Annotated in this window: 22 protein-coding genes and 1 pseudogene; 14 read left to right on the forward strand and 9 right to left on the reverse strand. The window is 66.3% G+C overall.

The annotated features are described in order from the left end of the window. Nucleotides 1–96: 96 nt before the first annotated feature. Together kdsA and FA90_RS12495 are read right to left on the reverse strand one after the other, a co-directional pair. Nucleotides 97–951 (reverse strand): 3-deoxy-8-phosphooctulonate synthase, encoded by an 855-nt coding sequence (gene kdsA / locus FA90_RS12490; protein WP_036169162.1) that lies wholly within the window; start codon nucleotides 949–951, stop codon nucleotides 97–99. Beyond that, a complete protein-coding gene (locus FA90_RS12495) occupies nucleotides 948–2639 on the reverse strand; it encodes a CTP synthase (RefSeq protein ID WP_036169164.1) in 1692 nt (563 codons plus the stop codon). The genes kdsA and FA90_RS12495 overlap by 4 nt, the downstream gene beginning before the upstream one ends. Before the next feature lie 231 nt (nucleotides 2640–2870). Between FA90_RS12495 and FA90_RS12500 the strand changes: the two genes are divergently transcribed. The 4 genes from FA90_RS12500 to FA90_RS12515 all read left to right on the forward strand — a co-directional run bounded on the left by FA90_RS12500 (nucleotide 2871) and on the right by FA90_RS12515 (nucleotide 6256). Then, nucleotides 2871–4055 carry a YjgN family protein gene (locus FA90_RS12500; protein WP_051971743.1) on the forward strand — a complete coding sequence of 395 codons (1185 nt, stop codon included), beginning with the start codon at nucleotides 2871–2873 and terminating at the stop codon, nucleotides 4053–4055. A gap of 7 nt (nucleotides 4056–4062) precedes the next feature. Further along, nucleotides 4063–5175 (forward strand): M48 family metallopeptidase, encoded by a 1113-nt coding sequence (locus tag FA90_RS12505; protein ID WP_036169166.1) that lies wholly within the window; start codon nucleotides 4063–4065, stop codon nucleotides 5173–5175. Between the two features lie 125 nt (nucleotides 5176–5300). Then, nucleotides 5301–5702 carry a PRC-barrel domain-containing protein gene (locus tag FA90_RS12510; protein WP_036169169.1) on the forward strand — a complete coding sequence of 134 codons (402 nt, stop codon included), beginning with the start codon at nucleotides 5301–5303 and terminating at the stop codon, nucleotides 5700–5702. A gap of 29 nt (nucleotides 5703–5731) precedes the next feature. Beyond that, nucleotides 5732–6256, forward strand: a complete 525-nt coding sequence (locus FA90_RS12515) for a hypothetical protein (RefSeq protein ID WP_036169170.1) — start codon at nucleotides 5732–5734, stop codon at nucleotides 6254–6256. Nucleotides 6257–6269: 13 nt separating this feature from the next. On the opposite strand, the gene FA90_RS12520 is transcribed toward FA90_RS12515, so the two are convergent. After that, entirely contained in the window at nucleotides 6270–7613 is a 1344-nt protein-coding gene (locus FA90_RS12520; protein ID WP_036169172.1) for an amidohydrolase, read from the reverse strand. A gap of 360 nt (nucleotides 7614–7973) precedes the next feature. On the opposite strand from FA90_RS12520, the pseudogene FA90_RS12525 reads away from it, so the two are divergent. The 4 genes and pseudogenes from FA90_RS12525 to FA90_RS12540 form a co-directional block, all read left to right on the forward strand. After that, nucleotides 7974–8980: pseudogene (locus FA90_RS12525) on the forward strand (methyl-accepting chemotaxis protein); the annotation flags it as partial. After that, nucleotides 8965–9741 carry an NYN domain-containing protein gene (locus tag FA90_RS12530; protein ID WP_239700713.1) on the forward strand — a complete coding sequence of 259 codons (777 nt, stop codon included), beginning with the start codon at nucleotides 8965–8967 and terminating at the stop codon, nucleotides 9739–9741. The pseudogene FA90_RS12525 and the gene FA90_RS12530, both read left to right, overlap by 16 nt. 75 nt (nucleotides 9742–9816) lie before the next feature. Then, nucleotides 9817–10068 (forward strand): AbrB/MazE/SpoVT family DNA-binding domain-containing protein, encoded by a 252-nt coding sequence (locus tag FA90_RS12535; RefSeq protein WP_036175489.1) that lies wholly within the window; start codon nucleotides 9817–9819, stop codon nucleotides 10066–10068. Next, nucleotides 10062–10412 carry a type II toxin-antitoxin system ChpB family toxin gene (locus FA90_RS12540; protein ID WP_036169174.1) on the forward strand — a complete coding sequence of 117 codons (351 nt, stop codon included), beginning with the start codon at nucleotides 10062–10064 and terminating at the stop codon, nucleotides 10410–10412. Before FA90_RS12535 ends, FA90_RS12540 begins: the two co-directional genes overlap by 7 nt. A gap of 24 nt (nucleotides 10413–10436) precedes the next feature. On the opposite strand, the gene FA90_RS12545 is transcribed toward FA90_RS12540, so the two are convergent. Continuing rightward, nucleotides 10437–13586, reverse strand: coding sequence for an error-prone DNA polymerase (locus tag FA90_RS12545; RefSeq protein ID WP_036169176.1), 3150 nt, complete (start codon nucleotides 13584–13586; stop codon nucleotides 10437–10439). Nucleotides 13587–13726: 140 nt separating this feature from the next. Between FA90_RS12545 and FA90_RS12550 the strand changes: the two genes are divergently transcribed. Further along, the gene (locus FA90_RS12550; protein ID WP_081933823.1) at nucleotides 13727–14587 is read left to right on the forward strand and encodes a PhzF family phenazine biosynthesis protein; all 861 of its coding nucleotides are present in this window, start codon (nucleotides 13727–13729) and stop codon (nucleotides 14585–14587) included. Between the two features lie 54 nt (nucleotides 14588–14641). Here the strand turns inward: FA90_RS12550 and FA90_RS12555 are convergent, their stop codons facing one another. Then, nucleotides 14642–15166, reverse strand: a complete 525-nt coding sequence (locus FA90_RS12555; protein WP_051971745.1) for an MgtC/SapB family protein — start codon at nucleotides 15164–15166, stop codon at nucleotides 14642–14644. A gap of 166 nt (nucleotides 15167–15332) precedes the next feature. Between FA90_RS12555 and FA90_RS12560 the strand changes: the two genes are divergently transcribed. Continuing rightward, on the forward strand, nucleotides 15333–15761 hold the full coding sequence (locus FA90_RS12560) for a hypothetical protein (RefSeq protein ID WP_156116690.1): 429 nt from the start codon (nucleotides 15333–15335) through the stop codon (nucleotides 15759–15761). A 123-nt stretch (nucleotides 15762–15884) separates the two neighbouring features. Next, nucleotides 15885–16085 (forward strand): hypothetical protein, encoded by a 201-nt coding sequence (locus FA90_RS12565; protein WP_036169178.1) that lies wholly within the window; start codon nucleotides 15885–15887, stop codon nucleotides 16083–16085. A gap of 33 nt (nucleotides 16086–16118) precedes the next feature. Here FA90_RS12565 and FA90_RS12570 read toward each other — a convergent pair whose 3' ends face one another. Beyond that, nucleotides 16119–16475, reverse strand: a complete 357-nt coding sequence (locus tag FA90_RS12570; protein WP_036169180.1) for a response regulator — start codon at nucleotides 16473–16475, stop codon at nucleotides 16119–16121. A 96-nt stretch (nucleotides 16476–16571) separates the two neighbouring features. Here FA90_RS12570 and FA90_RS25675 point away from each other — a divergent pair, with 96 nt between their 5' ends. Continuing rightward, nucleotides 16572–16757, forward strand: coding sequence for a nitronate monooxygenase (locus tag FA90_RS25675; protein WP_275041316.1), 186 nt, complete (start codon nucleotides 16572–16574; stop codon nucleotides 16755–16757). A 13-nt stretch (nucleotides 16758–16770) separates the two neighbouring features. Here FA90_RS25675 and FA90_RS12575 read toward each other — a convergent pair whose 3' ends face one another. After that, nucleotides 16771–17322, reverse strand: coding sequence for a metal-dependent hydrolase (locus tag FA90_RS12575; protein ID WP_081933826.1), 552 nt, complete (start codon nucleotides 17320–17322; stop codon nucleotides 16771–16773). 95 nt (nucleotides 17323–17417) lie between these two features. Then, nucleotides 17418–20369: a pitrilysin family protein gene (locus tag FA90_RS12580; protein WP_239700715.1), complete on the reverse strand. Its 2952-nt coding sequence runs from the start codon at nucleotides 20367–20369 to the stop codon at nucleotides 17418–17420. A gap of 138 nt (nucleotides 20370–20507) precedes the next feature. Here FA90_RS12580 and FA90_RS12585 point away from each other — a divergent pair, with 138 nt between their 5' ends. Together FA90_RS12585 and FA90_RS12590 are read left to right on the forward strand one after the other, a co-directional pair. After that, complete coding sequence (locus FA90_RS12585; protein ID WP_081934094.1) at nucleotides 20508–21344, forward strand: DJ-1/PfpI family protein; 837 nt, start codon at nucleotides 20508–20510, stop codon at nucleotides 21342–21344. Between the two features lie 160 nt (nucleotides 21345–21504). Beyond that, complete coding sequence (locus FA90_RS12590) at nucleotides 21505–22575, forward strand: AI-2E family transporter (protein ID WP_036169182.1); 1071 nt, start codon at nucleotides 21505–21507, stop codon at nucleotides 22573–22575. Nucleotides 22576–22623: 48 nt separating this feature from the next. On the opposite strand, the gene FA90_RS26450 is transcribed toward FA90_RS12590, so the two are convergent. Continuing rightward, complete coding sequence (locus FA90_RS26450) at nucleotides 22624–23031, reverse strand: hypothetical protein (protein ID WP_156116691.1); 408 nt, start codon at nucleotides 23029–23031, stop codon at nucleotides 22624–22626. Between the last annotated feature and the right edge of the window lie 123 nt (nucleotides 23032–23154).

A 23154-nucleotide genomic window follows, 5' to 3' on the forward strand; every position in this document is an offset into this window, starting at 1 on the left:
CAGTCTCCAGAAGGTGAAAAATTCGATCGCCGCCCGCGCGCGCTGGCGCGGGGACGGCGTGGCTTCTTGCGATTCTTGTTGCGGTTCTTATTGCGCTTATTGGAAGTCGGCTTCGATGAAGCCGGCCTTCTTGACGATGCGGTCCAGCTCCACCAGCGTGGTGAGCAGCTCCTTCATGCGGCCCAGCGGCACCGCGTTCGGGCCGTCCGACAGCGCGCAGGCCGGGTTCGGGTGGGTTTCCATGAACAGGCCCGACACGCCCGCGGCCACGGCGGCGCGCGCCAGGACCGGCACGTGCTCGCGCTGTCCGCCCGAGGAAGTGCCCTGGCCGCCCGGCAGCTGCACCGAGTGGGTGGCGTCGAACACCACCGGGCAGTTCGATTCGCGCATGATGGCGAGCGAACGCATGTCCGAGACCAGGTTGTTGTAGCCGAACGAGGCGCCGCGTTCGCAGGCCATGAAGCTGTCTTCCGGCAGACCGGCTTCGCGCGCTGCTGCGCGCGCCTTGTCGATCACGTTCTTCATGTCGCCCGGCGCCAGGAACTGGCCCTTCTTGATGTTGACCGGCTTGCCCGAACGCGCGCAGGCGTTGATGAAGTCGGTCTGGCGGCACAGGAAGGCCGGCGTCTGCAGCACGTCGACCACGCTGGCCACTTCCGGGATCATCTCTTCGTCGTGCACGTCGGTCAGGACCGGCACGCCGATCTCCGTGCGCACGTCGGCCAGGATCTGCAGGCCCTTCTCCATGCCCGGACCGCGGAACGACTTGCCCGACGAGCGGTTGGCCTTGTCGAACGACGATTTGTAGATGAACGGGATGCCCAGGCCGCTGGTGATTTCCTTCAGCGTGCCGGCGACGTCCATCGCCATCTCGCGCGACTCGATCACGCAGGTGCCGGCGATCAGGAAGATCGGGTGGTCGAGGCCGACGTCGAATCCGCACAGTTTCATGCTGCATCTCCTTGCTCGGCGGCCGCGAATTTGCTCACGTTGGCCGCTTGTTGGTTGCTGTTGGCCGCCTGGTGCGCCAGCGCCGCCTTGATGAATGCCGAGAACAGCGGGTGGCCGTTACGCGGGGTCGACTTGAACTCCGGGTGGAACTGCACGCCCATGTACCACGGGTGCACGCTGCGCGGCAGCTCCATGATCTCGCACAGGTTCTCGTTCGGGGTACGGGCCGACACGATCAGGCCCGCCGCTTCGACCTTCGGCAGGTAGTAGTTGTTCGCTTCGTAGCGGTGACGGTGGCGCTCGGTCACGACGTTGCCGTAGATCTCGGCCGCCAGCGTGCCCGGGTTGACTTCGCAGGTCTGGGCGCCCAGGCGCATGGTGCCGCCCAGGTCGGAATTCACGTTGCGCTGCTCGACCTTGCCGTCGTGGTTCTGCCATTCGGTGATCAGGGCCACGACCGGCTGGTCGGTTTCCGGGTCGAACTCGGTCGAATTCGCGTTCGGCAGGCCGGCCATGTGGCGCGCGTACTCGATCAGCGCGACCTGCATGCCCAGGCAGATGCCGAGGTAGGGAATGCCGTTCTCGCGCGCGAAGCGGGCCGCCATGATCTTGCCTTCCACGCCGCGCTTGCCGAAGCCGCCCGGCACCAGGATGGCGTCGTACTTGGCCAGGTGGGCGCAGCCGGTGCCCTCGAGCTCTTCCGAGTCGATGTACTCGATGTTGACGCGCGACTCGGTATGGATGCCGGCGTGGCGCAGCGCCTCGGTCAGCGATTTATAGGACTCGATCAGGTCGACGTACTTGCCGACCATGCCGATGGTCACTTCGTGCTTCGGGTTTTCCAGCGTGTGGATGAGTTTCGTCCACATCGACAGGTCGGCCGGCGGCGCCTCGATGCCGAGCGCCTCGAGGATGATCTCGTCCAGGCCCTGGTCGCACAGCACCTGCGGCACCTTGTAGATGGTGTCGACGTCCCACACCGAGATCACGGCCTGCTCCTCGACGTTGGCGAACAGCGAGATCTTGGCGCGCTCGTCGTCGGGGATGCGGCGGTCGGCGCGGCACAGCAGCGCGTTCGGCGAGATGCCGATCTCGCGCAGCTTCTGCACCGAGTGCTGGGTCGGCTTGGTTTTCAGTTCGCCGGCCGAGGCGATGTACGGCACCAGGGTCAGGTGCACGAACGCGGCGCCCTTGCGGCCCGAACGCAGCGACAGCTGGCGCGCGGCTTCCAGGAACGGCAGCGACTCGATGTCGCCGACGGTGCCGCCGATCTCGACCAGCGCCACGTCGACGCCTTCGGCGCCGCGGCGGATGTAGTCCTGGATCTCGTTGGTGATGTGCGGGATCACCTGCACGGTCTTGCCGAGGTACTCGCCGCGGCGCTCCTTACGAATGACGGACTCGTAGATCTGGCCGGTGGTGAAATTGTTCACCTTCTTCATGCGGGTGCTGATGAAGCGCTCGTAGTGGCCCAGGTCGAGGTCGGTCTCGGCGCCGTCGTCGGTCACGAACACTTCACCGTGCTGGGTCGGGCTCATGGTGCCCGGGTCGACGTTGATGTACGGATCGAGCTTGAGCATCGTGACTTTGAGGCCGCGCGATTCGAGGATCGCGGCGAGGGAAGCGGCCGCGATACCCTTGCCCAGGGAAGACACGACGCCGCCAGTGACGAATACGAATTTGGTCATTGTGCTGAAGGTGCCGAACGGCACGCGCGGGAAATGGAAATTATACCTTAAACCGGCCAATCCTTCCTCAATACAACTTGGCAACATCCGGCGCAAACGGCCGTAACACGCGTCGGCGTCGCTTCCCCGCATCGTGTGCGGCCGAACTGCGACAAGGTTTGTTGCAAAAGTTGCAAATAACAAAAATATGTGATTACACTGGAATTTCTTGATCAACAACAAAAAATGATAATGAGCGATTCGAGCGAGGTCATGGCGCCACCAACGCCGGGGGATGAGCCGGTGTATTCCCCTGCCGCGCCGGCGCACCCGGCGTGGCCGGAGCCCGATGCGCCGGCGCTGGAATTTTCCGGCAGCGGCGCCGAGTACTTCCGCATCTGGATCGTCAACCTGCTGCTGACGGTCGCCACGCTCGGGATCTATTCGGCCTGGGCCAAGACGCGCCGGCTCCAGTACTTCTACCGCAACACCCGGCTCGCGGGCGCGAGCTTCGACTTCCACGGCGACCCGAAAGCGATCCTGCGCGGGCGCATCCTGGCGGCGCTGGTGGCGGTGGCCTACCATTACGCGTTCGGCTTTTCGCTCAACGCGGGCATCGCCGTGGTCGCCGTGCTGGTCGCCGGCATGCCGTGGATGATGCGCGCGGCGCTGCGCTTCCGGCTTTCCAACACCAGCTACCGCGGCTTGCCGTTCGGCTTTTCGGGCGGCCTGGGCAAGGCTTACGCTGTCTACCTGCTGCCGCTGGCGCTGCTGGTGCTGCCCGCGACCATGGTGGCGCTCGCGCCCCAGTCCAAGCTGGCGGGCCTGGCCTTCCTGCTCTACCTGCTGTGGCCCTTCATGCATGGCGCCATGAAGGCCTACCAGCACCGCCACCTGATGTACGGCGACCAGAACGCCGCGTTTCCCTTGTCGGCGGCGCGCCTGGCCAAGCCCTACCTGCTGGTGGTCGCGATCTTCGTCGGCGCGATCGTGGCGATGGTCGCGGTCGGCCTGGGCGCCGCCATGCTGGCCAAGGGGTCTGCGCCCAGCAGCAAGGCGGGCATGTGGGCGGCGATATCGATCGGCAGCGGCGCGCTGCTGTCTTACCTGGCGCTGCTGATCGGCGGTCTGGTGGTCCACGTGCGCATGAACAACCTGGCCTGGTCGGCCACCGCTTTCCCCGGCGTGCGCATCGTATGCGACATCAAGGCGCGCAGCTACCTGCGGCTGCAGGTCGTCAACGTGATCCTGATCCTCCTGACGCTGGGCCTGTTCCGGCCATTTGCCGCGGTGCGCACATGGCGCTACCGGGTCGCGCACCTGCACGTGCACGCGCCCGGCGGTTTCGAGCAGGCCACGCTGCATGCGGCGCGCCGCAGCCGGAGCGCGGCCGGCGACGGCTTCGCCGACTTCCTCGGCGTCGACCTTTCCTGGTGACAGACTCATGACCGACACGACCATCACACCCATGCACGATCCTCTGACCGCCCACTATTTCGACGGCCACAGCGCACGCCTGCATCCGGCCAGCCTGAGCGTGCACGGCGCCCTGCTGCGCATCGCCACGGCCGGCGCCGAGCGCAGCGTCGCGCTCGAGACCGTGCGCCTGGGCGAGCCCTTCGCCAACGCGCCGCTGGTGCTGCGCCTGCAGGACGGCGCCAGCTGCGAGGTGGCGCCAGGCCCACAGCGCCAGGCGCTGCTCGACGCGCTCGGCTACCGCAAGAGCCGGGTGGTACGGTGGCAGGAACGCTGGCCGGCCGCGCTGGCCGCGCTGGTGCTCTTGATCGCACTGCTGGCGCTGCTGTACTTCAAGGGCATTCCGGCGGCGACCGAACGCGTCGCCGCCGCGCTGCCGCCCGCGGTCGAGGTCAAGCTCGGCCAGGCTGCGCTGGCCGGCCTCGAAGCGCGCGGCCTGATCCAGGCGTCGCGCCTGTCCGAGCAGCGCATCGCCGAAGTGCAGGCGCTGCTGCCGCAGGCGCTGCCGGCGCATCCGCGCATGCCGATCCGCCTGCTGGTGCGCAATGCGCCGCAGCTGGGTGCGAACGCTTTTGCGCTGCCCAACGGCGCCATCGTCCTGACCGATGCCATGGTGCGCCTGGTGCAAACGCGCGACAACCAGCTCCTGGCGCGTGGCAAGGACGAGCTGCTCGCGGTGATCGGACACGAGGTCGGCCACATCGAGCATCGCCACACGTCGCGCGTGATGGCGTCGTCCTCGCTCAGCGCGGCGCTGTCGGCCGCGCTGTTCGGCGACTTCAGCGCGGTCGCCGCCGGCCTGCCGGCGGTGCTGTCGCAGATGCAGTATTCGCGCGCCATGGAACTCGACGCCGACGACTACGCGGTCGCGGTCCTGCGCCGCAACGGCATCGGCCCGGCGCCGCTGGGCTGGGCACTGTCCGCGCTCGAGCACCAGGATCCGGGCGCGGCATCGGCGCCGCGCTGGCTGAAGAACACGATGGGCTACCTGTCGACCCACCCGGCCACGCGCGAGCGCATCGCGCGCCTGCGCGCGGCCGCCGGCTCTGGCGATGAGGACGAGGGCGAGGACGAGGATTGAGGACCGCAGACAGACAACACGCCGGGACAGGGCGAACCCGGCCGCACGACCCCGAAAAACGTGCGCGTGCGAACCGAACTTCGCCGTACTCGCGTTATCCTTGGCCTTCCACGAAGGAGGCCAAGATGTCCTATGAAGAGCGCGACGACTACGGTATGTACAAGAACAAGAACGGCAAGGGACCGGGCCCCGAGCTGATGGGCGCCAACACGCTGATCGGCGACCACGTCCACAACCTGCAGAACGAGCACCTGGGCGTGATCAAGGAATTCATGGTCGACATGCGCACCGGCGGCATCGCCTATGCGGTGATGTCCTCCGGCCGTTTTCTCGGCCTGGGCGAAAAGCTGTTCGCCGTGCCCTGGCAGGCGCTGACCCTGGATCCCGCCAACAAGCGCTTCACGATGGACATCCCGAAGGAACGCATCGACAGCGCGCCCGGCTTCGACACCGACCACTGGCCGGACATGGCCGACCAGAGCTGGATGGGCGAGGTCCATACCTACTACGGAACGCGGGCGGCGTGAGGCGGCAGTGCGTATGGCAGTGCAACTCCATGGCGTTTGCGGCCACGCTGTCGTACGCGCTCGGCGGCGCCGTTCTGGCCGCGGACAGCTGCTCGCTCAAAGCGCCGGACCCGGTATTGCGGGCAAAAGCCTATCCTGGCCAGACGCTGGACAAGCGCAGCGCCGACACGTCGACGGAAACCGCCCAGCTGCGGCCCGGCTTGCGCCTCGCCATCCGCCAGGATGGCTGCGAGGATTACGTCACGACCCGCTTTACCCTGATCGCCGCCCACGCGCAGGCGCCGGACCGCAGCGACGAAGCCTGGATCGACTTCGCGCGCACCGAACTCGGCAAACTCCTGACGCGAGAGCCCGGCCGCTACAAGCGCCTGGACGAGTTCCTGGTCAAAGCCCGCCGCACCGCGCCGCAAGACGGCGAGCGCATCGTCTGCCGCGACGGCTCGCAACCCGTCGCGGGCCTGTGTTCCTGGGACAGCCTCGGCGGCGATGTCTTTTCGGTCAAGCGCGGCCGCACCACGACGACCATCACGGTCATGGAATACGTCAGCGCTTGAACCGGCCTGCCGCTCAGCCTTTGGGCGGCATCAGGTCGAGCAGGATCGCGGTCTCGGCCTTGATGGTGTTGACCACGGTCGGCTTGAAATCCGGCGCCCATTGCGGCGAGTGGGTGCCCGGCAGCGGTTCGCCGGCCTTCTTCGCGGCTTCCAGGCGCTTGGCGTCGACCGCGCCCACGTGCAGCAGGATCGCCTTCACGCCCGGCTGCATGCCGTACTGCGAAAAGTCTTCCGACGTCATCTTGGGCGGCATCTCCTTGACGAACTCGGGGCCGACCGCGCCCTGCGCCGCCTTGACCATGCGCTCGATCAGGGCCGGGTCGTTGTAGACCGAATCGGTGCCCGGCTCGACCTGCACCAGCGGCTCCTTCGGCGCGCCGGCGGCCATCGCCTCGCCCCTTGCTTCGCGCGCGATGCTGGCCAGCACGCGCTTGCGCACTTCCGGCTTGAAGGTGCGCACCGACAGCGACAGCTTGACCTGGTCGGGGATGATGTTGGCCTGGGTGCCGCCATGGATGCTGCCGATGGTGATCACGACCGGGTCGATCGGGTTGTTTTCACGCGAAACCAGGGTCTGCAGCGCCATCACCAGGCGCGCCGCGATCACGATCGGGTCACGCGCCTCATGCGGCACGGCGCCGTGGCCGCCCTGGCCGAACACCGTGATGTTGACCACGTCCGACGACGCGCGGAACGCACCGGCGTGATACAGGATGGTACCGGACGGCATGGTGGCGTCGTCATGGAAGGACAGTGCGTAGTCCGGCTTCGGGAAGCGCGTGAACAGGCCGTCCTTGAGCATCGCCTCGGCGCCGTGCACGGTTTCCTCGGACGGCTGGCCGATCAGCATCAGCGTGCCGCTCCAGGCCTTGCGGTTGTCCGCCATCAGCTTGGCGGTGCCGTACCAGGCCGACATGTGCAGGTCGTGGCCGCAGGCCTGCGCCACCGACACGGTGTCGCCGGCGGCGTTCTTGACCGTGACCTTGCTGGCGAACGGCAGGCCGGTCTTTTCCTGCACCGGCAGCGCGTCCATTTCGGTGCGCAGCATCACGGTCGGGCCGGGGCCGTTCTTCAGGATGGCGACGACGCCGGTGCCGGCCACGCCGGTGGTGACGTCATAACCCAAGGCCTTGACGCGCTCGGCCAGCTTGGCCGAGGTCTGGTGTTCCTGGAAACCGAGTTCCGGATTGCGGTGCAGGTCCTGGTACAGGCTTTCGATCGCCGGGTAGTTGGCGTTGAGCTGGGCGGCGAAGGGCGCCGGCAGCGGAGCGGCGCCTGCGCTCGAGGCTGCGCCTGACGCTGCGGCGATAGCGGCCGCGGACAGGGCGCGGCGCAGGAAAATGCTGGATGGTTTCATATGCTTCACATTGTTCGGGTAAGACGAAAGAGCGGCCGCCATCACAGGCAGCCTTTTTCAGGCTAACAGATACGTCGCAGTGCAACAATGTTCGATTTTTGCAATCTTGTTTGTTTGACCGTCGGCGAAACGATACAAACTGTTGTCACAAAATATTTAACAAGAATTTTATAGTTCTATAAGGCAACTCCATTCGTCAGAATCCTCCCTCTCCGGCCCGCCGCTCGAGCACGGACCCACGCTCCCGTCGGAGTTGGCGTCTTCATATGCGGCCGGCCTTCAGTCAAAAGGAAATACGATGGGATTCGTTGCAAACATGAAGATCGGCAAACGCCTTGGCCTTGGCTTTGCCCTCATCCTCGCGACGAGACCGGCGCCCTGTTGCGCGCCCTGCGCCACATGAACGACAGCCTGGTCGACATCGTCAGCCAGGTGCGCGGCGGCACCGACACCATCGCCACCGCCTCGCGCGAAATCAGCGCCGGCAACCTCGATCTCTCGAGCCGCACCGAACAGCAAGCCGGGGCACTGGAAAAAACCGCGGCCTCGATGGAAGAGCTGACCTCGACCGTGCGCAAGAACGCCGAGAACGCACGCCAGGCCAACCAACTGGCGATCGCCGCGTCGGAAGTCGCGGTCCAGGGCGGCGCCGTGGTCGGCGAAGTCGTCACCACGATGGGCGCGATCAACGCCTCGGCCAGCAAGATCGCCGACATCATCGGCGTGATCGACGGCATCGCCTTCCAGACCAATATCCTGGCGCTGAACGCCGCCGTCGAAGCGGCGCGCGCCGGCGAGCAGGGCCGCGGCTTTGCGGTCGTGGCGAGCGAAGTGCGCAGCCTGGCCCAGCGCTCGGCCGCAGCCGCCAAGGAAATCAAGGAACTGGTCAGCGCTTCGGTGACCGACGTCGGCGCCGGCGCGCGCCTGGTCGGCCAGGCCGGCGCCACGATGGGCCAGGTGGTCGGCTCGATCCAGCGCGTGACCGACATCATGGCCGAGATCACCAGCGCCAGCCAGGAACAGACCGGCGGCATCGAGCAGGTCAACGGTGCGATCTCGCAGATGGACCAGGTGACCCAGCAGAACGCCGCCCTGGTCGAGGAAGCGGCGGCCGCGGCCTCGTCGATGCAGGAACAGGCCGGCAAGCTGGCCGAGGTGGTCAGCGTGTTCAAGCTCGATCGTGCGCATGCGCTGCATGCGGCGGCGGCGGCTGCGGTGTCCGCGCCGCGCGTTTGCCTGCACCTGCACCTGCCCGCGCGCCCGCTCCTGCGCGTGCGCGCGTGGCGGCGCCGGTGGCCAGCAGCGCCGGCGCCAAGCCGGTCAAGCGGGTCGAGGCGGTGACGGCGGGCGATTGGGAAGAGTTCTGATCGCGGATTCAGGGCCACGCCGCACCACGGCTCTCGATCGAAAAAGCGCCGCCGCAAAGCGGCGCTTTTCATTGGGTGTATCGTTTATGCTTAGTGAAGTGTCCACACATGGCATCGCGTCCGTCAAGCGCGCTTACGGCGACTGGACCACACCGAACCTCAAGGGCTGGAAGGAATCGCTTCATTCGATGGCGATTCAGCCGATTCAGCAGTTCAGCTATACAACCGGCAAGAACTCAACGGATTCTGCGCTCATCATCGACGCGATGGATCTGCTTCACTCCGGCAAAGTCGACGGGTTCTGCCTGGTGTCTTCCGACAGCGATTTCACCCGTCTTGCGACGCGCGTTCGTGAATCAGGTCTGCTGGTTTACAGCTTTGGCGAAAAGAAGACGCCGGCGGCGTTTGTGGCGGCCTGCGACAAGTTCATTTACACGGAGATCCTGAGGCCAGAAGTCTTGATGACAGGAAGCCCCGATCTGCAGGTCGGAAGCGCACAAAACGCAGCGGCGATTGCTCTCGGTGAAACGCAAGCCATCGTACGCATAGCGATCGAGGCAGCGACACGGGACGATGGTTTTGCGCCTCTCGGCCATGTCGGCAATCTCATCCTGAAGAACAGCCCCGCCTTCGACCCCCGCAATTATGGCTGCGTGAAACTCGGGGAACTGATGCGCCGACTGCCTTTCGTCGAGGTCAAGGAAGTGCACAAGGACGGGTCGCCGGTCATCCATCCCTATGTCCGGTTAAAGTCGACTTGAGGCCGCCCCTGCACTGGCGATCCATTTGATATCACGATCATGATGATCTACAATGTATCTACATCGGAGGTGACTATGGAACTTTCTATTCAAAAATGGGGCAACAGCGCAGCGGTCCGGCTGCCGGCCTTGCTGCTGAACCAGCTTGGCGTGACGCTCGGCGACAAACTCAGCGCCGACATGCAGGCAGATGGCCTAGTGCTGCGCCCGGCACGCAAAAGCTATGCGCTGGCCGACCTGATGGCCCAGTGCGACCTCAAAGCCGCACCCCCTGCCGATATCGAGGGCTGGGAAGAAGCCAAACCGGTCGGACAAGAGGTATGGTAAGGCGGACCACGTTCAATCGCGGCGACATCGTACGTGTCAACCTGAATCCAACCATTGGCCGTGAACAGCAGGGCGACTTCCGCCCTGCTCTGGTGCTGTCGCCGGCCGCTTTCAATCTGATGGGCGTGGCGCTGGTCGCGCCGATCACGCAAGGCGGCGAGTTTGCCCGCTACGCTGGCTTCGCCATTCCCTTGAGCGGATCGGGTACTGAAACGCAGGGCGTCATATTGGTCAACATGGTTCGTACGCTGGATCTGACTGCGCGCCAGGCGAAAAAGGTCGAGGCGGCGCCGGACTTCGTCGTCGAGGATGCGCTGGCGCGGCTGCGTGCGATCATCGAGTAGGACCCGAATGACGACAGTGTTCGGCTAACAAAAATCCCTGCTGCGCGTATCCAGCTCCCCCAGCAGGTGCGACAGGTCCACCAGGCGCTTGGCCACCAGGTGCCTGACCTCCCCTTCCCTTTGCCACACGCCGTACACGCCCAGCAGGTGCGAGTTCAGGACTTCGCGCCGCTGGGTTTCCACCAGCGTCGGCCAGACGATCACGTTGACGTTGCCGGTCTCGTCCTCGATGGTCAGGAACAGCACGCCGTTGGCCGTGCCGGGCCGCTGGCGTACGGTGACGATGCCGCAGGCGCGCGCCAGCTGGCCATTCTGAAAGTCCATCAGCACATCGGCCGGCAGGAAGCGCTTGGCCAGCAGCTGCGCGCGCAATAGCGCGAGCGGATGGCGGCCCAGCGTCAAGCCTTGCGCGCGGTAGTCGCCGACGATTTCCTGGCCTTCGGTGGGCGCCGCCAGCACTGGCGTGTCCTCGTTCAAGGTGGCCGGGCGCAGCAAGTCCTTGCTCGGCGCGGCGCCGACCGCTTCCCACAGCGCCTGGCGCCGGTGCCCGGCCAGGCCGAGCAGCGCATTGCCGCTGGCCAGCACCTGCAGGTCGCTGCGATCGAGGTCGGCGCGCCGCGCCAGGTCGGCCACGTCGAGGAAAGGCCGGATCGCGCGCGCCAGCTCAATGCGCTCGGCGGCCTCCCTGTTCATCCCGCGCAGCATGTGCAGGCCCAGGCGCACCGGAGGCTGAGCGCGCGCCGTGTTCTCCAGATCCTCGAGCACCGACTCCCAGCCGCTGATCGTGACGTCGGCCGGGCGCACTTCGATGCCGTGGCGGCGCGCGTCCTGCACCAGCTGCGAGGGGCTGTAGAAACCCATCGGCTGGCTGTTCAACAGGGCGCACAGGAACGCGGCCGGTTCGTGGCACTTGAGCCATGAGCTGGCATAGGCCAGCAGCGCGAAGCTGGCCGCGTGCGACTCGGGAAAACCGTATTCGCCGAAGCCCTGGATCTGGCTGAAGATCTGCTCGGCGAAAGCCTGGTCGTAGCCGCGCTCGAGCATGCCGCCGACGATGCGCTGGTAGTACTTTTCCAGCCCGCCCTTGCGCTTCCAGGCCGCCATCGCGCGGCGCAGCTGGTCGGCTTCGCCGGGCGTGAAGCCGGCCGCCAGGATCGCCACCTGCATCACCTGCTCCTGGAAGATCGGCACGCCCAGCGTGCGCTCCAATGCCAGCTTCATGTCCGCGCTGGGATACGTGACCGGCTCCTTGCGCTCGCGCCGCTGCAGATACGGGTGCACCATGCCGCCCTGGATCGGACCAGGGCGCACGATCGCCACCTCGATGACGAGGTCGTAGAAGCGGCGCGGCTTCATCCGCGGCAGCATGCTCATCTGCGCGCGCGACTCGATCTGGAACACGCCCACCGTGTCGGCCGCGCAGATCATGTCATACGTCGCCTTGTCGTCGACCGGGATATCCTGCAGCTCGAACTCGGTGCCGTGGCGCTGGCCGACCAGTTCCAGGGCGCGGCGCAGCATCGACAGCATGCCCAGCGCCAGCACGTCGACCTTCATCAGGCCGAGCTCCTCGAGGTCGTCCTTGTCCCACTGGATCACGCTGCGCTCCGCCATCGTCGCGTTCTCGATCGGCACCAGGCGCGACAGCTGCCCGCGCGCCATCACGAAGCCGCCCGGATGCTGCGACAGGTGGCGCGGAAAACCGAGCAGGCGCTGCGCCAGCGACGCCCACTGCTGCGACAGCGGCGCCTGGGGATCGAGGCCGCTCTCGGCCAGGCGATTGAGCAGGTCGGCCTTGCCGTCGAACCAGTGATGCTGCTTGCAGACCTTTTCGATGATGGCGAGATCGACGCCGAGCGCGCGCCCGCTGTCGCGCAGCGCGCTTTTCGGCCGGTAGCTGATCACCACCGCCGCCAGCGCCGCCCGGGTGCGCCCGTATTTCCGGTAGATGTATTGGATAACCTCTTCGCGCCGCTGGTGCTCGAAGTCGACGTCGATGTCGGGCGGTTCGTTGCGCTCTTTCGATATAAACCGTTCAAACAATAAGTTGGCGCGCGACGGATCGACCTCGGTGATGCCCAGGCAGTAGCACACCGCCGAATTGGCCGCCGAGCCGCGCCCCTGGCACAGGATGTGGTTCGAACGCGCGAAGCGCACGATGTCGTACACGGTCAGGAAGTAGTGCTCGTAGCGCATCTCGGCGATCAGGGCCAGCTCGTGCTCGATCTGCGCCTGCACCTTGGCCGGGATCCCCTCGCGGAAGCGCCGGTGCGCGCCGGTCCAGGTTTCCAGGCGCAGGTAGCTGGCCGCCGTGTGGCCGGGCGGGACCACCTCGTCCGGGTATTCGTAGCGCAGCTCGTCCAGCTTGAAGGTGCACAGGCTGGCGATGTGCAGCGTCTCGGCCAGCGCCATCGGGCTGTAGATGTTGGCCAGGCGCAGGCGCGAGCGCAGGTGCTGCTCGGCGTTGGGCGCGAGCTGGTAGCCGCATTGCGCCACCGGCTTGCCGATGCGCGTGGCGCTCAAGGTGTCCTGCAAGGGCTTCCTCGAACGCACGTGCATGGTCACGTGGCCCAGTGCGACGATCGGCAAGCCGTGCTGCCAGCCGACTTCGTCGACGGTGGCGCGGTGGGCGTCGTCGAAGGCGCGCAGCAGCAGCGTCAGGCCGATCCAGGCGCGGCCCGGGAAGGTCGCGGCCAGCCAGGCGGCCTCGCGGTGCAGGCGGTCGACGTCGTGCGGCTCGTGCCCCGGATAGCGCGGCAGCAGGATCGCCAGGCAGTCCGGCATGCCCTTCAGGTGCGCCAGGTGGGCGGGCGGATCGTCGAAGTCGGCGGGACGCAGCAGGTAGCTACCCTTCTCGCTGCGGGTGCGGCCCAGCGTGATCAGTTCGGACAGGTTGCCGTAGCCGTTGCGGTTCTGCGCCAGCAGCAGCAGCGAAGGGGCCGGCGAACCGTCCGCGTGCTCGAGATGAAAGTGCGCGCCGATGAGGAGCGGCAGCCCTTCGCGCTTGGCCACCCCATGCGCACGCACGACGCCGGCGAGCGAGCATTCGTCGGTGATCGCCAGGGCCGAATAACCCAGCTGCACCGCGCGTTCGACCAGTTCCTCGGCGTGCGAGGCGCCCTGCAGGAAGGAGAAGTTCGACAGGCAGAAAAGCTCTGCATAGTCGGGCAACATCGCGGGGAGTCCTGGTCGTGGGGGCGGCGGCGCGGATGGCATGGGCAGATCGGTCTAAAATAGTCCTGAAAACGGACAATACTGTATAAAAACACAGTATAGCTGATCAATCTCTCATTGCGACATCGTCATTGCGAAACATGCACGTCCACTCATTGCTCTGCTTCGGCGCCGTCCCCGGTGACGGCAACCCGGCCCTGGTCATCGAAGGTGACGACGCCGATACGGCCGCGCGCCAGGCCTTCGCGCGCGCGCGCAACACGACCTGCGTCTTCATCGACCAGGACGGTGAAGATGGCATCGCGCGCGTCGACTTCTTTTATCCGCACATGCGCAGCCCGCTCTGCCTGCACGCGACGCTGGGCGTGGCCGCGGTGCTGTTCGCGCGCGCGCCGCAGGCGCAGACGCTGCCGGTGCGGACCGCAGTCAATCACCAGCACTTGCAGCTGTCGCGCGACGGCGCCGATTACTACGTGCGCATCGCCGCCCAGCCGGCGCCGCAAGTCGACGTCGACGATGGTGCGCTGGCGGCCCTGCTGGATGCACCCGGGTTCGCGGCGCGTACGCGCGCGCGCGTGGCGTCGATCGGCAGTCCCAAGCTGCTGGTCGAAGTGGCGGACCGCGAGGTGCTGTATGCGCTGCGGCCGGACCTGGCTGCGATCGCCGCCTGGGGCAAGGCGCATGGCGTCAACGGCTTGTACGTGTGGTGCCGCCGGCCCGACGGCGCGTTCGAAGGTCGCAATTTCAACCACCTCGATCCAAGGCTCGAAGACAGCGCGACCGGCGTCGCAGCCGGCGCGCTGGCGGTCGCGCTCGCCAATGCATCGGCAAGCGGACCGGCGATCGACCTGGACCTGCGCCAGGGCCGCATGAGCGGGCGCGATTGCCTGATCCGCGTGCGCCGGGTGGTCGATGAGGTGCACGACGACGTGCACGATGACATGCCCGACGACGTGCGCGGCGGCGCGCTGCGGGTTGGCGGCGCCGCGACGTTCGCCTGAGGCGGCGCCGCGCCGGACATCATCACGGCGTCATCCGCGCATCATCCGGGCGCATCATTCGGGCGTTTCCGTCTCGTCGGTTTCGTTGGCGTCCTCTTCGTGGCTTTCGTTGCGGTCCTTGACCGCCCAGCGGACCAGGGCCAGCACCACCAGCGCGCACACGGTGCTCACCAGCGCAGTCGCTTCGCGGCCCATGCCGGCGGCCATGCCGATGGCGGCGGTCAGCCAGACGTTGGCGGCCGTGGTCAGGCCCTGGATGCGGCCCTTGTCGTTTTGCTTGAGGATGGCCCCGGCGCCGAGGAAGCCGATACCCGCGGTCAGGCCTTGCATCACGCGCGACACGCCTTCCAGGTCCATGCCGGCCTGCTGCGGCACCAGCACGAACAAGGCCGCGCCCAGTGCCACCAGCATATGCGTGCGCAGTCCCGCCGTCGCCTTGGCCGATTCGCGCTCGAAGCCGAGCAGGCCGCCCATCAGCATCGCCATCAGCAGCCGCACCAGGACGCGCGTGACGTCGCCGGCATCGCCCAGGTCCGCGAACTCTTCCCGGATCGCGTTCCAACATTCCATCCACACCATGTTTTCTCCATACCTCAATGCTGCCATGATGCATTGTTGGGCCTGCGAGCGGCGCACGCTTTTGGACAAATGCATATCCAAGATCGATGGCGGATGGATGAGCTGCCGTGCCAGAATGACACCGGTCCGACGCCCCGTGCGCGCCGGCGCATCCGAAAGCTCCGTCATGAACGAGAATGCCGCCGGCACCGTCGCCGGCGTCGCCCTGCCCGGCAAGCGCCCGGGACGCCTGCCGCGTGTCGCGCGCGCGATCTACACGCTGGCCCTGCTGGGCGCGACCTTCAACCACGCGCGCATCGTGCTGGCGCACGGCCTGGGCTGGGACTACGGCGGCGTCCCAAGCTTCGTCAGCGGTTTCTGGACCGCGCTGACTTTTCTCGATCCGCTCGCCGTCCTGCTGCTGTGGCTGGCGCTGCGGGCCGGGCTGGCCGCCAGCGCCGCAATCATCGTTGCCGACGTCGCGATCAATGCCTGGGTCGGGCTGGCCTACGGCTTCGATTGGCCGGCGTTCTCGGCCCAGTGCCTGTTCCTGGTCTTCGTGGCCTGCACGCTGGGACCAATGTGGCGTCACGGAAATAGCCGCAAAATACGCTGAATTCGACGCAACACACGCCAGAAAAGCCACAGCGTCTTTTGTAAGGATGTGTAAAAATAATCATCGGCCGGCCTGTTCGCCATGTCCGCCCATTCATTGACGTCAGCCTGAGGAGAAAATCAAATGAGTTTTTTCCAACGCAACTTACGCTTCATTGCCCCCTTGCCGTGGCTGCTGCTGGCAGCGATGAAGCTGTGGCAAGCCATCCATGTCGGCGGTACGGGCCATTACGCGGTCGTGGTCCTGTTCATCGCGGTGGCGGCCGTGTTCTACGTCGGCCAGCGCCACGTGTACCTGGAGCGCAGCCAGGGCCGGCTGACCTGATGCGCAGCATGTATGCCGGCACGGCCGGCAGTCTCAGTCCTCGATCTGCAGCACGCCCTTTATCGCGTCATCGATCTGCTTGAGGGTGAACGGTTTCTCGACGTAGCCGTCGACGAGGGAATGCAGGCTGTCGGGCCGGTACCGGCCGCTCACCACCACCACCTTGATGCTGCGCTGGTAAGCCTTGGCATCCATGGCGATGCCGACGCCGTCCGGATCCGACAGATCCAGGCTCACGAGGAGCGCATCGAAGTGCACCGAATCGAGAATGTCGTAGACCATTCTGGCGCTGCCGACCGCCACGGTAACGTACTTCAGCGTCTCCAGCATATACACCAGGGTCTCGCGTGTGAGCGGGTCTTTCTCGACTACCAGAACAGAAATCGGCATTGCGGTCTTGCATGATCAGTAAATGTTGACCAACATGTTACCGATGCCTACCGGGCACACACGCCATCTGTTAAATGTTTGTGACTTCGTGTCGCTGTGCCGCCGATACCGGCGAGCCACCCGATCGTACTCGGGCCGATGAGCAACGCATCGTCCGCCGAACTGACTGCCGCGGTCAGCAATGCCGGGGGATTGGGATCGTTGGCGGGCGCCCTGCGCCCGCCCGCCGCCATCGTCGACAGCGTCGCGCGCATCAGGCAGCTGACCAGCCGGCCTTTTTGAAGGATGGGTGGCGTCAGCCCAGACGCCGGTGCGGCAGGTGCTGCAGGTGCGCCGCATGCGCAAAACTGCCGGCAAGGCTGTGCAGGTGCTCGCTGTCGAAGAATACGCCGTCGCACACGACGAAAGCGCCAACCCAGGCCGCTGCGATCACGATCAAATCGCAGCGACCGCTCTTCCACCATTTCAGCGAATGCCGCCCCAGGATCCACGGCACGCCCATCGGATTGGGCCAGTCCGCCAGCAGGTGCATGAGGCCGCCGGCAGCAAAACCAAGCACCAGCGGCGCCCAGGCAATCGCGTCAAGCGCCATCCAGGCGCCGAGCGCCAGGACGAACCAACCGATCCCCCAATGCGTCCAGCTGCGATGGGCGATCCACAGCTTGCGCTTGCGCGACCACCATGCCACCTCCAGCCAATCGGGCGCAGTACCGCCAATGGTGCCCATGAAAGCGGCGGCCAGGCTCCACACGTGCAGGGGCCCGCCGGCGCCGGCCTGTTCGACGAGCGCGGCAGCGATCACACCGGCGGCGATGCCGGTGACATGATGTGCATGATGGGAAGCCATGGTTTTGCGAGATATCCATACTGCATAAACGGGGTATCGCCACAATAACCTTTTCCCATCCGGCACAACTTAGGCTGAAACAACTTATTTCAAATCTACTGTGACTGTCCGGCGTTCGCCACCTTGGCGGCTGCTGCGGTTTCCGGATCGAGCACCACCTGCACGTAATTGTTCGTGTCGAAGTAGCGCTGCGCCGTCTTCTGCACGTCGGCCGCGGTGAGCGCGTCGACGTCCTTTTCGATGGTCACGATGCGCGCCGGGTCGGTCCCGTGCATCACCGAGAACAACAGGTTGCCGAACCAGGCGCTGTTCTCGCGCAGGTAGCGCGCGTGGCTGACGTGCCAGTTGCGCTTGTACTTGTCGAGGTCGGCCTGCTCCGGGCCCTGCGTCTTCATGCGCTCGATCTCGGCGAACAGCGCCGCGATCGCCGGCTCGACCTTTTCCGGCCCGGTCGGCAGGTTGGCGCTGATCGAGTAATGCTGGTAAGGCACCTCCTCCACGCTGCCTTGCATGCTGCCGGTGTAGATCAGTCCGAGCTTTTCGCGCAGGATGTCCATGATGCGCAGGTTCATGATTTCCATCAGCGCCGACATGCGCAGGCTCTCGGCCGGCGACCAGGCGGCCGGGCCGCTGAAGATGACCGCGACCGTGCTCTTGGGCTCGCTGCCCGCCCGCACTTCCTTCTTGATCACGCCCCTGGCGATGCGCAGGCCGACGTCGCGGTAGGCCAGCGGCAGATCCGGCGTCGGCAGCGTGCCGAGGTAGGCCGCCAGCAGCGGCTTGATCTTGTCCACATCGAAATCGCCGATCAGCACGAAGGTCATGCCCTTGGCGCTGGCAAAGCGCTGCCGGTAAATGGCCAGGCTGCGGTCGAGGTCGACCCGGTTCGCGTCTTCCAGCGTGAGCGGATGCGGCTCGTACGGGTGGCGCGCGTACAAGGTGTCGACCAGCACGTCGCCGAAGCGCGCCTCGGGCGTGGCCAGGCGGTTGCGCAGGATTTCCTGCTGCTTGCCCATGAAGGACTTGTACAGGCCCTCGTCGCGGCGCGGCGCCTGGAAGCGCAGCCACATCAGCTGGAGCATGGTTTCCACATCCGACGCGCTGCTGCCCGAAAAACCGTTGGCCGTGTCGGTGTACTCGCCCATGGTCACGCTGACGTTGGCGGTGCGGCCGGCCAGGATCTTTTGCAGATCGAACGGCGTAAAGTCTTTCAGCCCCATCGCCGAGGCGATCGCGGTGGCGTAGCGCACGTTCGGCAAGTCCTTGGGCTCGAACAGGGTCTGGCCGCCCTGGCGGTAGCCGAGCAGCATCACCTGGTCCTTCTGGAAGTCGGTCGGCTTGAGGATCACCTTGACGCCGTTGGACAGGCTCAAGCGCGTCAGGCCGATACGCTCGTCCCTGGCTTCCTCGACGATCGCCCCCGGCTTGGCGGGCCGCGCCATCAGCTCGGTGGCCAGCTGCTTTTCCACGCGCGCGCTCACCGGCGTGCGCTCGGCCGCGGCGGCCGCCGCCAGCAGCTGCGCGCCGCTCGGGGCCGGAGCGCTCTTGTCCTCGCCGCCGACGTAGAGAACGAGCTTGCCGGCGTCAAGCGGGATGGTCTTGCGCGCGAACGCGTCGACTTCCTCCAGGCCGATGGCCGGCACGATGGCCTGCGCCAGCTTGTACTCGGCCTCGATGCCGCCAATCTCTTCGCCGGTCAGGGAATTGCGCGTGTACTCGTCGACGTACTGCGACGAATCGGTGGTGTTGCGCTCGTTGTAGGCGCGCTCCAGGCCGTGCAGGATCGCCTTGCGCACGCGCTCGAGCTCGGGCGCGCTGAAGCCGTACTGGCGCACACGCTGCTGTTCCTGCAGCAGCGCGGCGATGGCCGGCCCGGCGCCGCCCGCGCCCAGCGATGCGCTGGCGGTATAGCCCTTGTAGCTCGGCGTCAGCGCGCCCACGCCGGCGCCGGCCGCCATGAACGGCGGCGCCGGCTGCTGCGCCAGCTCGCCCAGGCGCTGGCTGAGCATCAGGCCGAACATGCGCTCGACCATCTGCTCGCGGTATTCGCCGTAGGTGCCGTTCTGGGGCGCGTAGCGCAGCGGATAGCGCAGCGCCACCGAATTGGTACCGATCTCCTTGTCGGTCACCACCAGCGCCTCGGTGCCGGCCAGCGGCGCGATCTCGGGGTAGGTGCGCGCGCGTTCCTTGGCCGGATTCTTCAGGCCGGCAAAATGCGCCTTGATCAGGCGCTCGGCCTCGAGCGGGTCGATGTCGCCGACCACCACCACCGCCATCAGATCGGGCCGGTACCAGTCGCGGTAGAAGCGGCGCAGCGCCTCGGGCCTGGCGTTGCGGATCACGTCTTCCTGGCCGATCGGCAGGCGCTCGGCGTAGCGCGAGCCGTTGAACAGCTTCGGGAACAGCACCTTGCGGATGCGCTCGCCGGCGCCCTTGCCCAGGCGCGCCTCTTCCAGCACGACGCCGCGTTCCTTGTCGATGTCGGCCTCATCGAGGCGCAGGCCGTGCGCCCAGTCTTCCAGCACCGTGAAGCCCTGCTCGACGTACTCCTTGTTCTCGGTCGGCACCGGCAGCATGTAGACGGTCTCGTCGAACGAGGTGTAGGCGTTCAGGTCGGCGCCGAACTTCACGCCGATCGACTGCAGGTAGGACACCAGCTGGTGCTTCTCGAAATGGGTCGAACCCTGGAACGCCATGTGCTCGAGGAAGTGGGCCAGGCCGCGCTGGTCCTCGTCTTCCAGCACCGAGCCGGCCTTGACCACCAGGCGCAGCTCGAGCCGGTGCTCGGGCTTGCCGTTCTTCTGGATGTAGTACGTCAGGCCGTTGTCCAGCTTGCCGACCTTGACTTGCGGACCGACCGGGATCACCGCGGACGGATCGATGGCCGCGCGTGCGGTTGCCGCCACCGGTGCCGTGTCGGGCGCGGCCTGGCTCAGCGGCATCTGGGCAAGCAGCGCGGCAAGCATCGCGGGCAGCAGCGCGGCGCGCACGGGCCCGCGTTCGAGGAAACCGGGCCGGCGCAGCGGACGCTTGTGAAACTGACGCATGAGAAATGTCCTTCAAGATTATTTTCCGGAAGGATAGCACCCGTGGCGATCGATAAATGCGTGGATTCTCACGGTGACGCGGAACCAAATCGCCCCCTGCCCACTCTGCTGTCAAGGGACAGCCAAATGGAGGACGGCATGGAAGGAACGGCGCAACTCGCCGGCAAGCGGATCGCCGTGCTGGCGGCGGATGGCTACGAGCGGTCCGAGCTCGAGAGCGCGACCGCCGCGCTGAAGGCGGCCGGGGCGGCCTGCGCCGTGGTCGCGCTGCGCGCCGGGCGCATCCGCGGCATGAACGTGCAGCAGCCGGCCGACCTGCTGCGGGTCGGCCTGAAGGTCGAGGATGCGCGCGCCGCCGACTTCGACGGCCTGCTCATCCCCGGCGGCTACATCGGTCCCGACCTGCTGCGCCAGTCGGCCGCGGCGCGCGCCTTCGTGCAGGCTTTCGATGCCGCCGCCAAGCCGATCGCCGCGATGTCGCATGCGGCGCTGGTGCTGGTCTCGGCCGGCCTGGCCAAGGGCCGCACGCTGACCTCGTGGCCGGGCGTGCGCGACGACCTGGTCAACGCCGGCGCGACCTGGATCAACCGCGCGGTGGTGCGCGACGGCCGCTTCCTGTTCAGCCGCACGCCGCAGGATGCGGCCGCCTTCGCACTCGAGCTGGCGCCGTTCCTGGCCGGCGCGCCGCAGGCGGCGCTCGGGCCGCTGGACAATCTCGACGAATCCGATCCGGCCCAGCAGGCGGCCACCGAACCGCCCGACCAGTCGCTGCGCTGGCTGGCCGCGCCTTCGCTGGGCGCGATGCTGAGCCTGGCGATCCTGGGCGTGGGCGTGGTCGCGGCCAACAGCCGGCGCAAACGCGGCGACAAGAACAATGACGGCGAGACGCCGGCGTCCACACCGGCGGCAAGCCAGGCCGCCTTGTCGGCTACCGGCGCGGCGGCGGCGCCGTCGAGCACAGTTCCGGACGCCTGAGCTAGTGCTGTTCGCGCCTGCCGGCCGATCCCGGCCTGCGCCGGTGGGTGGCGCACGCGTCCGCGCTCGCGCGCATACGTGCCGCGCGGACACGCGCGCACGCTCATGCGCGCGATGCACTATCATGGCCGGAATTGTAAATATAACATTGCCAGCCTCTATGAATTCACTACCGCCCCAGTACTCGCTGCAGCAAAAAACCTTCCTCGTCCTCCTGACCATGGTCACCATCGGCTTCGGCTGGATCCTGCTGCCCTACTTCGGCGCGGTGTTCTGGGGCGTCGTGCTGGCGATCCTGTTCAACTCGCTGTACAACCGCCTGCTCAGGGCGACCAAGGGCAAGCCCACCGTGGCCGCCCTGCTGACCCTCCTGACCATCGTGGTGATCGTGATCCTGCCGGTGTCGCTGATCGGCGCCTCGCTGGTGCAGCAGGCCGTCGGCGTGTACGACATGGTCGCCTCGGGCCACATGGACTTCGGCCTGTACTTCCGCCAGATCCTCGGCGCGCTGCCGCAATGGGTGGTCAACCTGCTCGACCGGTTCGATCTCACCAGCCTGGCGGCGCTGCAGCAGAAGATGTCGGCGATGGCGTCGCAGGCCAGCCAGGTCGCGGCGCGCCAGGCCATCAACATCGGCCGCAACACGATGAATTTCCTGGTCGGCCTCACCATCATGCTCTACCTGCTGTTCTTCCTGCTGCGCGACGGCCAGATGCTGTCGGCGCGCATCAAGAACGCGGTGCCGCTCAGCCGGCGCTACAAGACGCGCCTGTTCAACAATTTCACGACCGTGATCCGCGCCACCGTCAAAGGCAACGTGCTGGTGGCGATCGCCCAGGGTGCGCTGGGCGGACTGGCGTTCTGGTTCCTGGGCGTGCAGGCGCCGCTGCTGTGGGCGGTGGTGATGGCCTTCCTGTCGCTACTGCCGGCAGTCGGCGCGGCGCTGGTGTGGGCGCCGGTGGCGATCTACTTCCTGGTCACCGGCTCGACCTGGCAAGGCATCGCGCTGATTCTCTGGGGCACGCTGGTCATCGGCCTGGTCGACAATTTCCTGCGTCCGGTACTGGTCGGCAAGGACACCAAGCTGCCGGACTACATGGTGCTGCTGTCGACCATCGGCGGCATGGCGCTGTTCGGGCTGAACGGGTTCGTGATCGGACCGGTGATCGCGGCGCTGTTCGTGGCCAGCTGGGATCTGTTCGTGTCGGCGGAAGAGTTTCATCCGGACTGAAGCGTCATCGCGAACCTCGAGCGCAAGCTGGCCTTGCGCTTGGCGGCGTCAAAATCGAAAACAATGCGCTTGCTGACTGTCGCTGCGCATGAATGGTGTGGTGAGCGCCGGAGACTGCTCCTTCTGACATTGGATCAGGACCTCGGTATAGCCCTCGACGCCGCGTTCGATCACGCCCTTCTTCCAGGCGTTTCTCAGCGCAGCGGCAAATGCGGACTCGCGGATTTGACCCGGTCCGGGTATGTCAGGGTGGCGTCGAAATTCTGAGCCTTCCTTTGGGCCCAACAATAAATACCGCTCCCTGTCGCCCAATGCGCGTAGCCAATCCGGTCTGGCCGGCGACCAGACCGGCGGCGCCTGTGGCGGGTCAATCGGCGCAGCGTGCGCCTGACGATCACTCAGCAAGATTATCGAAAGCAGGCTGACATTCAGCAGGCGTCCAGGTCGCCGACTCATTTTGGTCCCCATCTTGTTTTGGAGCGGTTCGCTGAGGAGGATTGCCGTCTCTGCTGGATGATAGCAACCGGCCCAAAACGGACGTACCAGAACTGAGCAGGACGGCAACGGGTTCACTTCCGC

This window comes from Massilia sp. 9096, assembly GCF_000745265.1.
Taxonomy (GTDB): Bacteria; Pseudomonadota; Gammaproteobacteria; order Burkholderiales; family Burkholderiaceae_D; genus Telluria.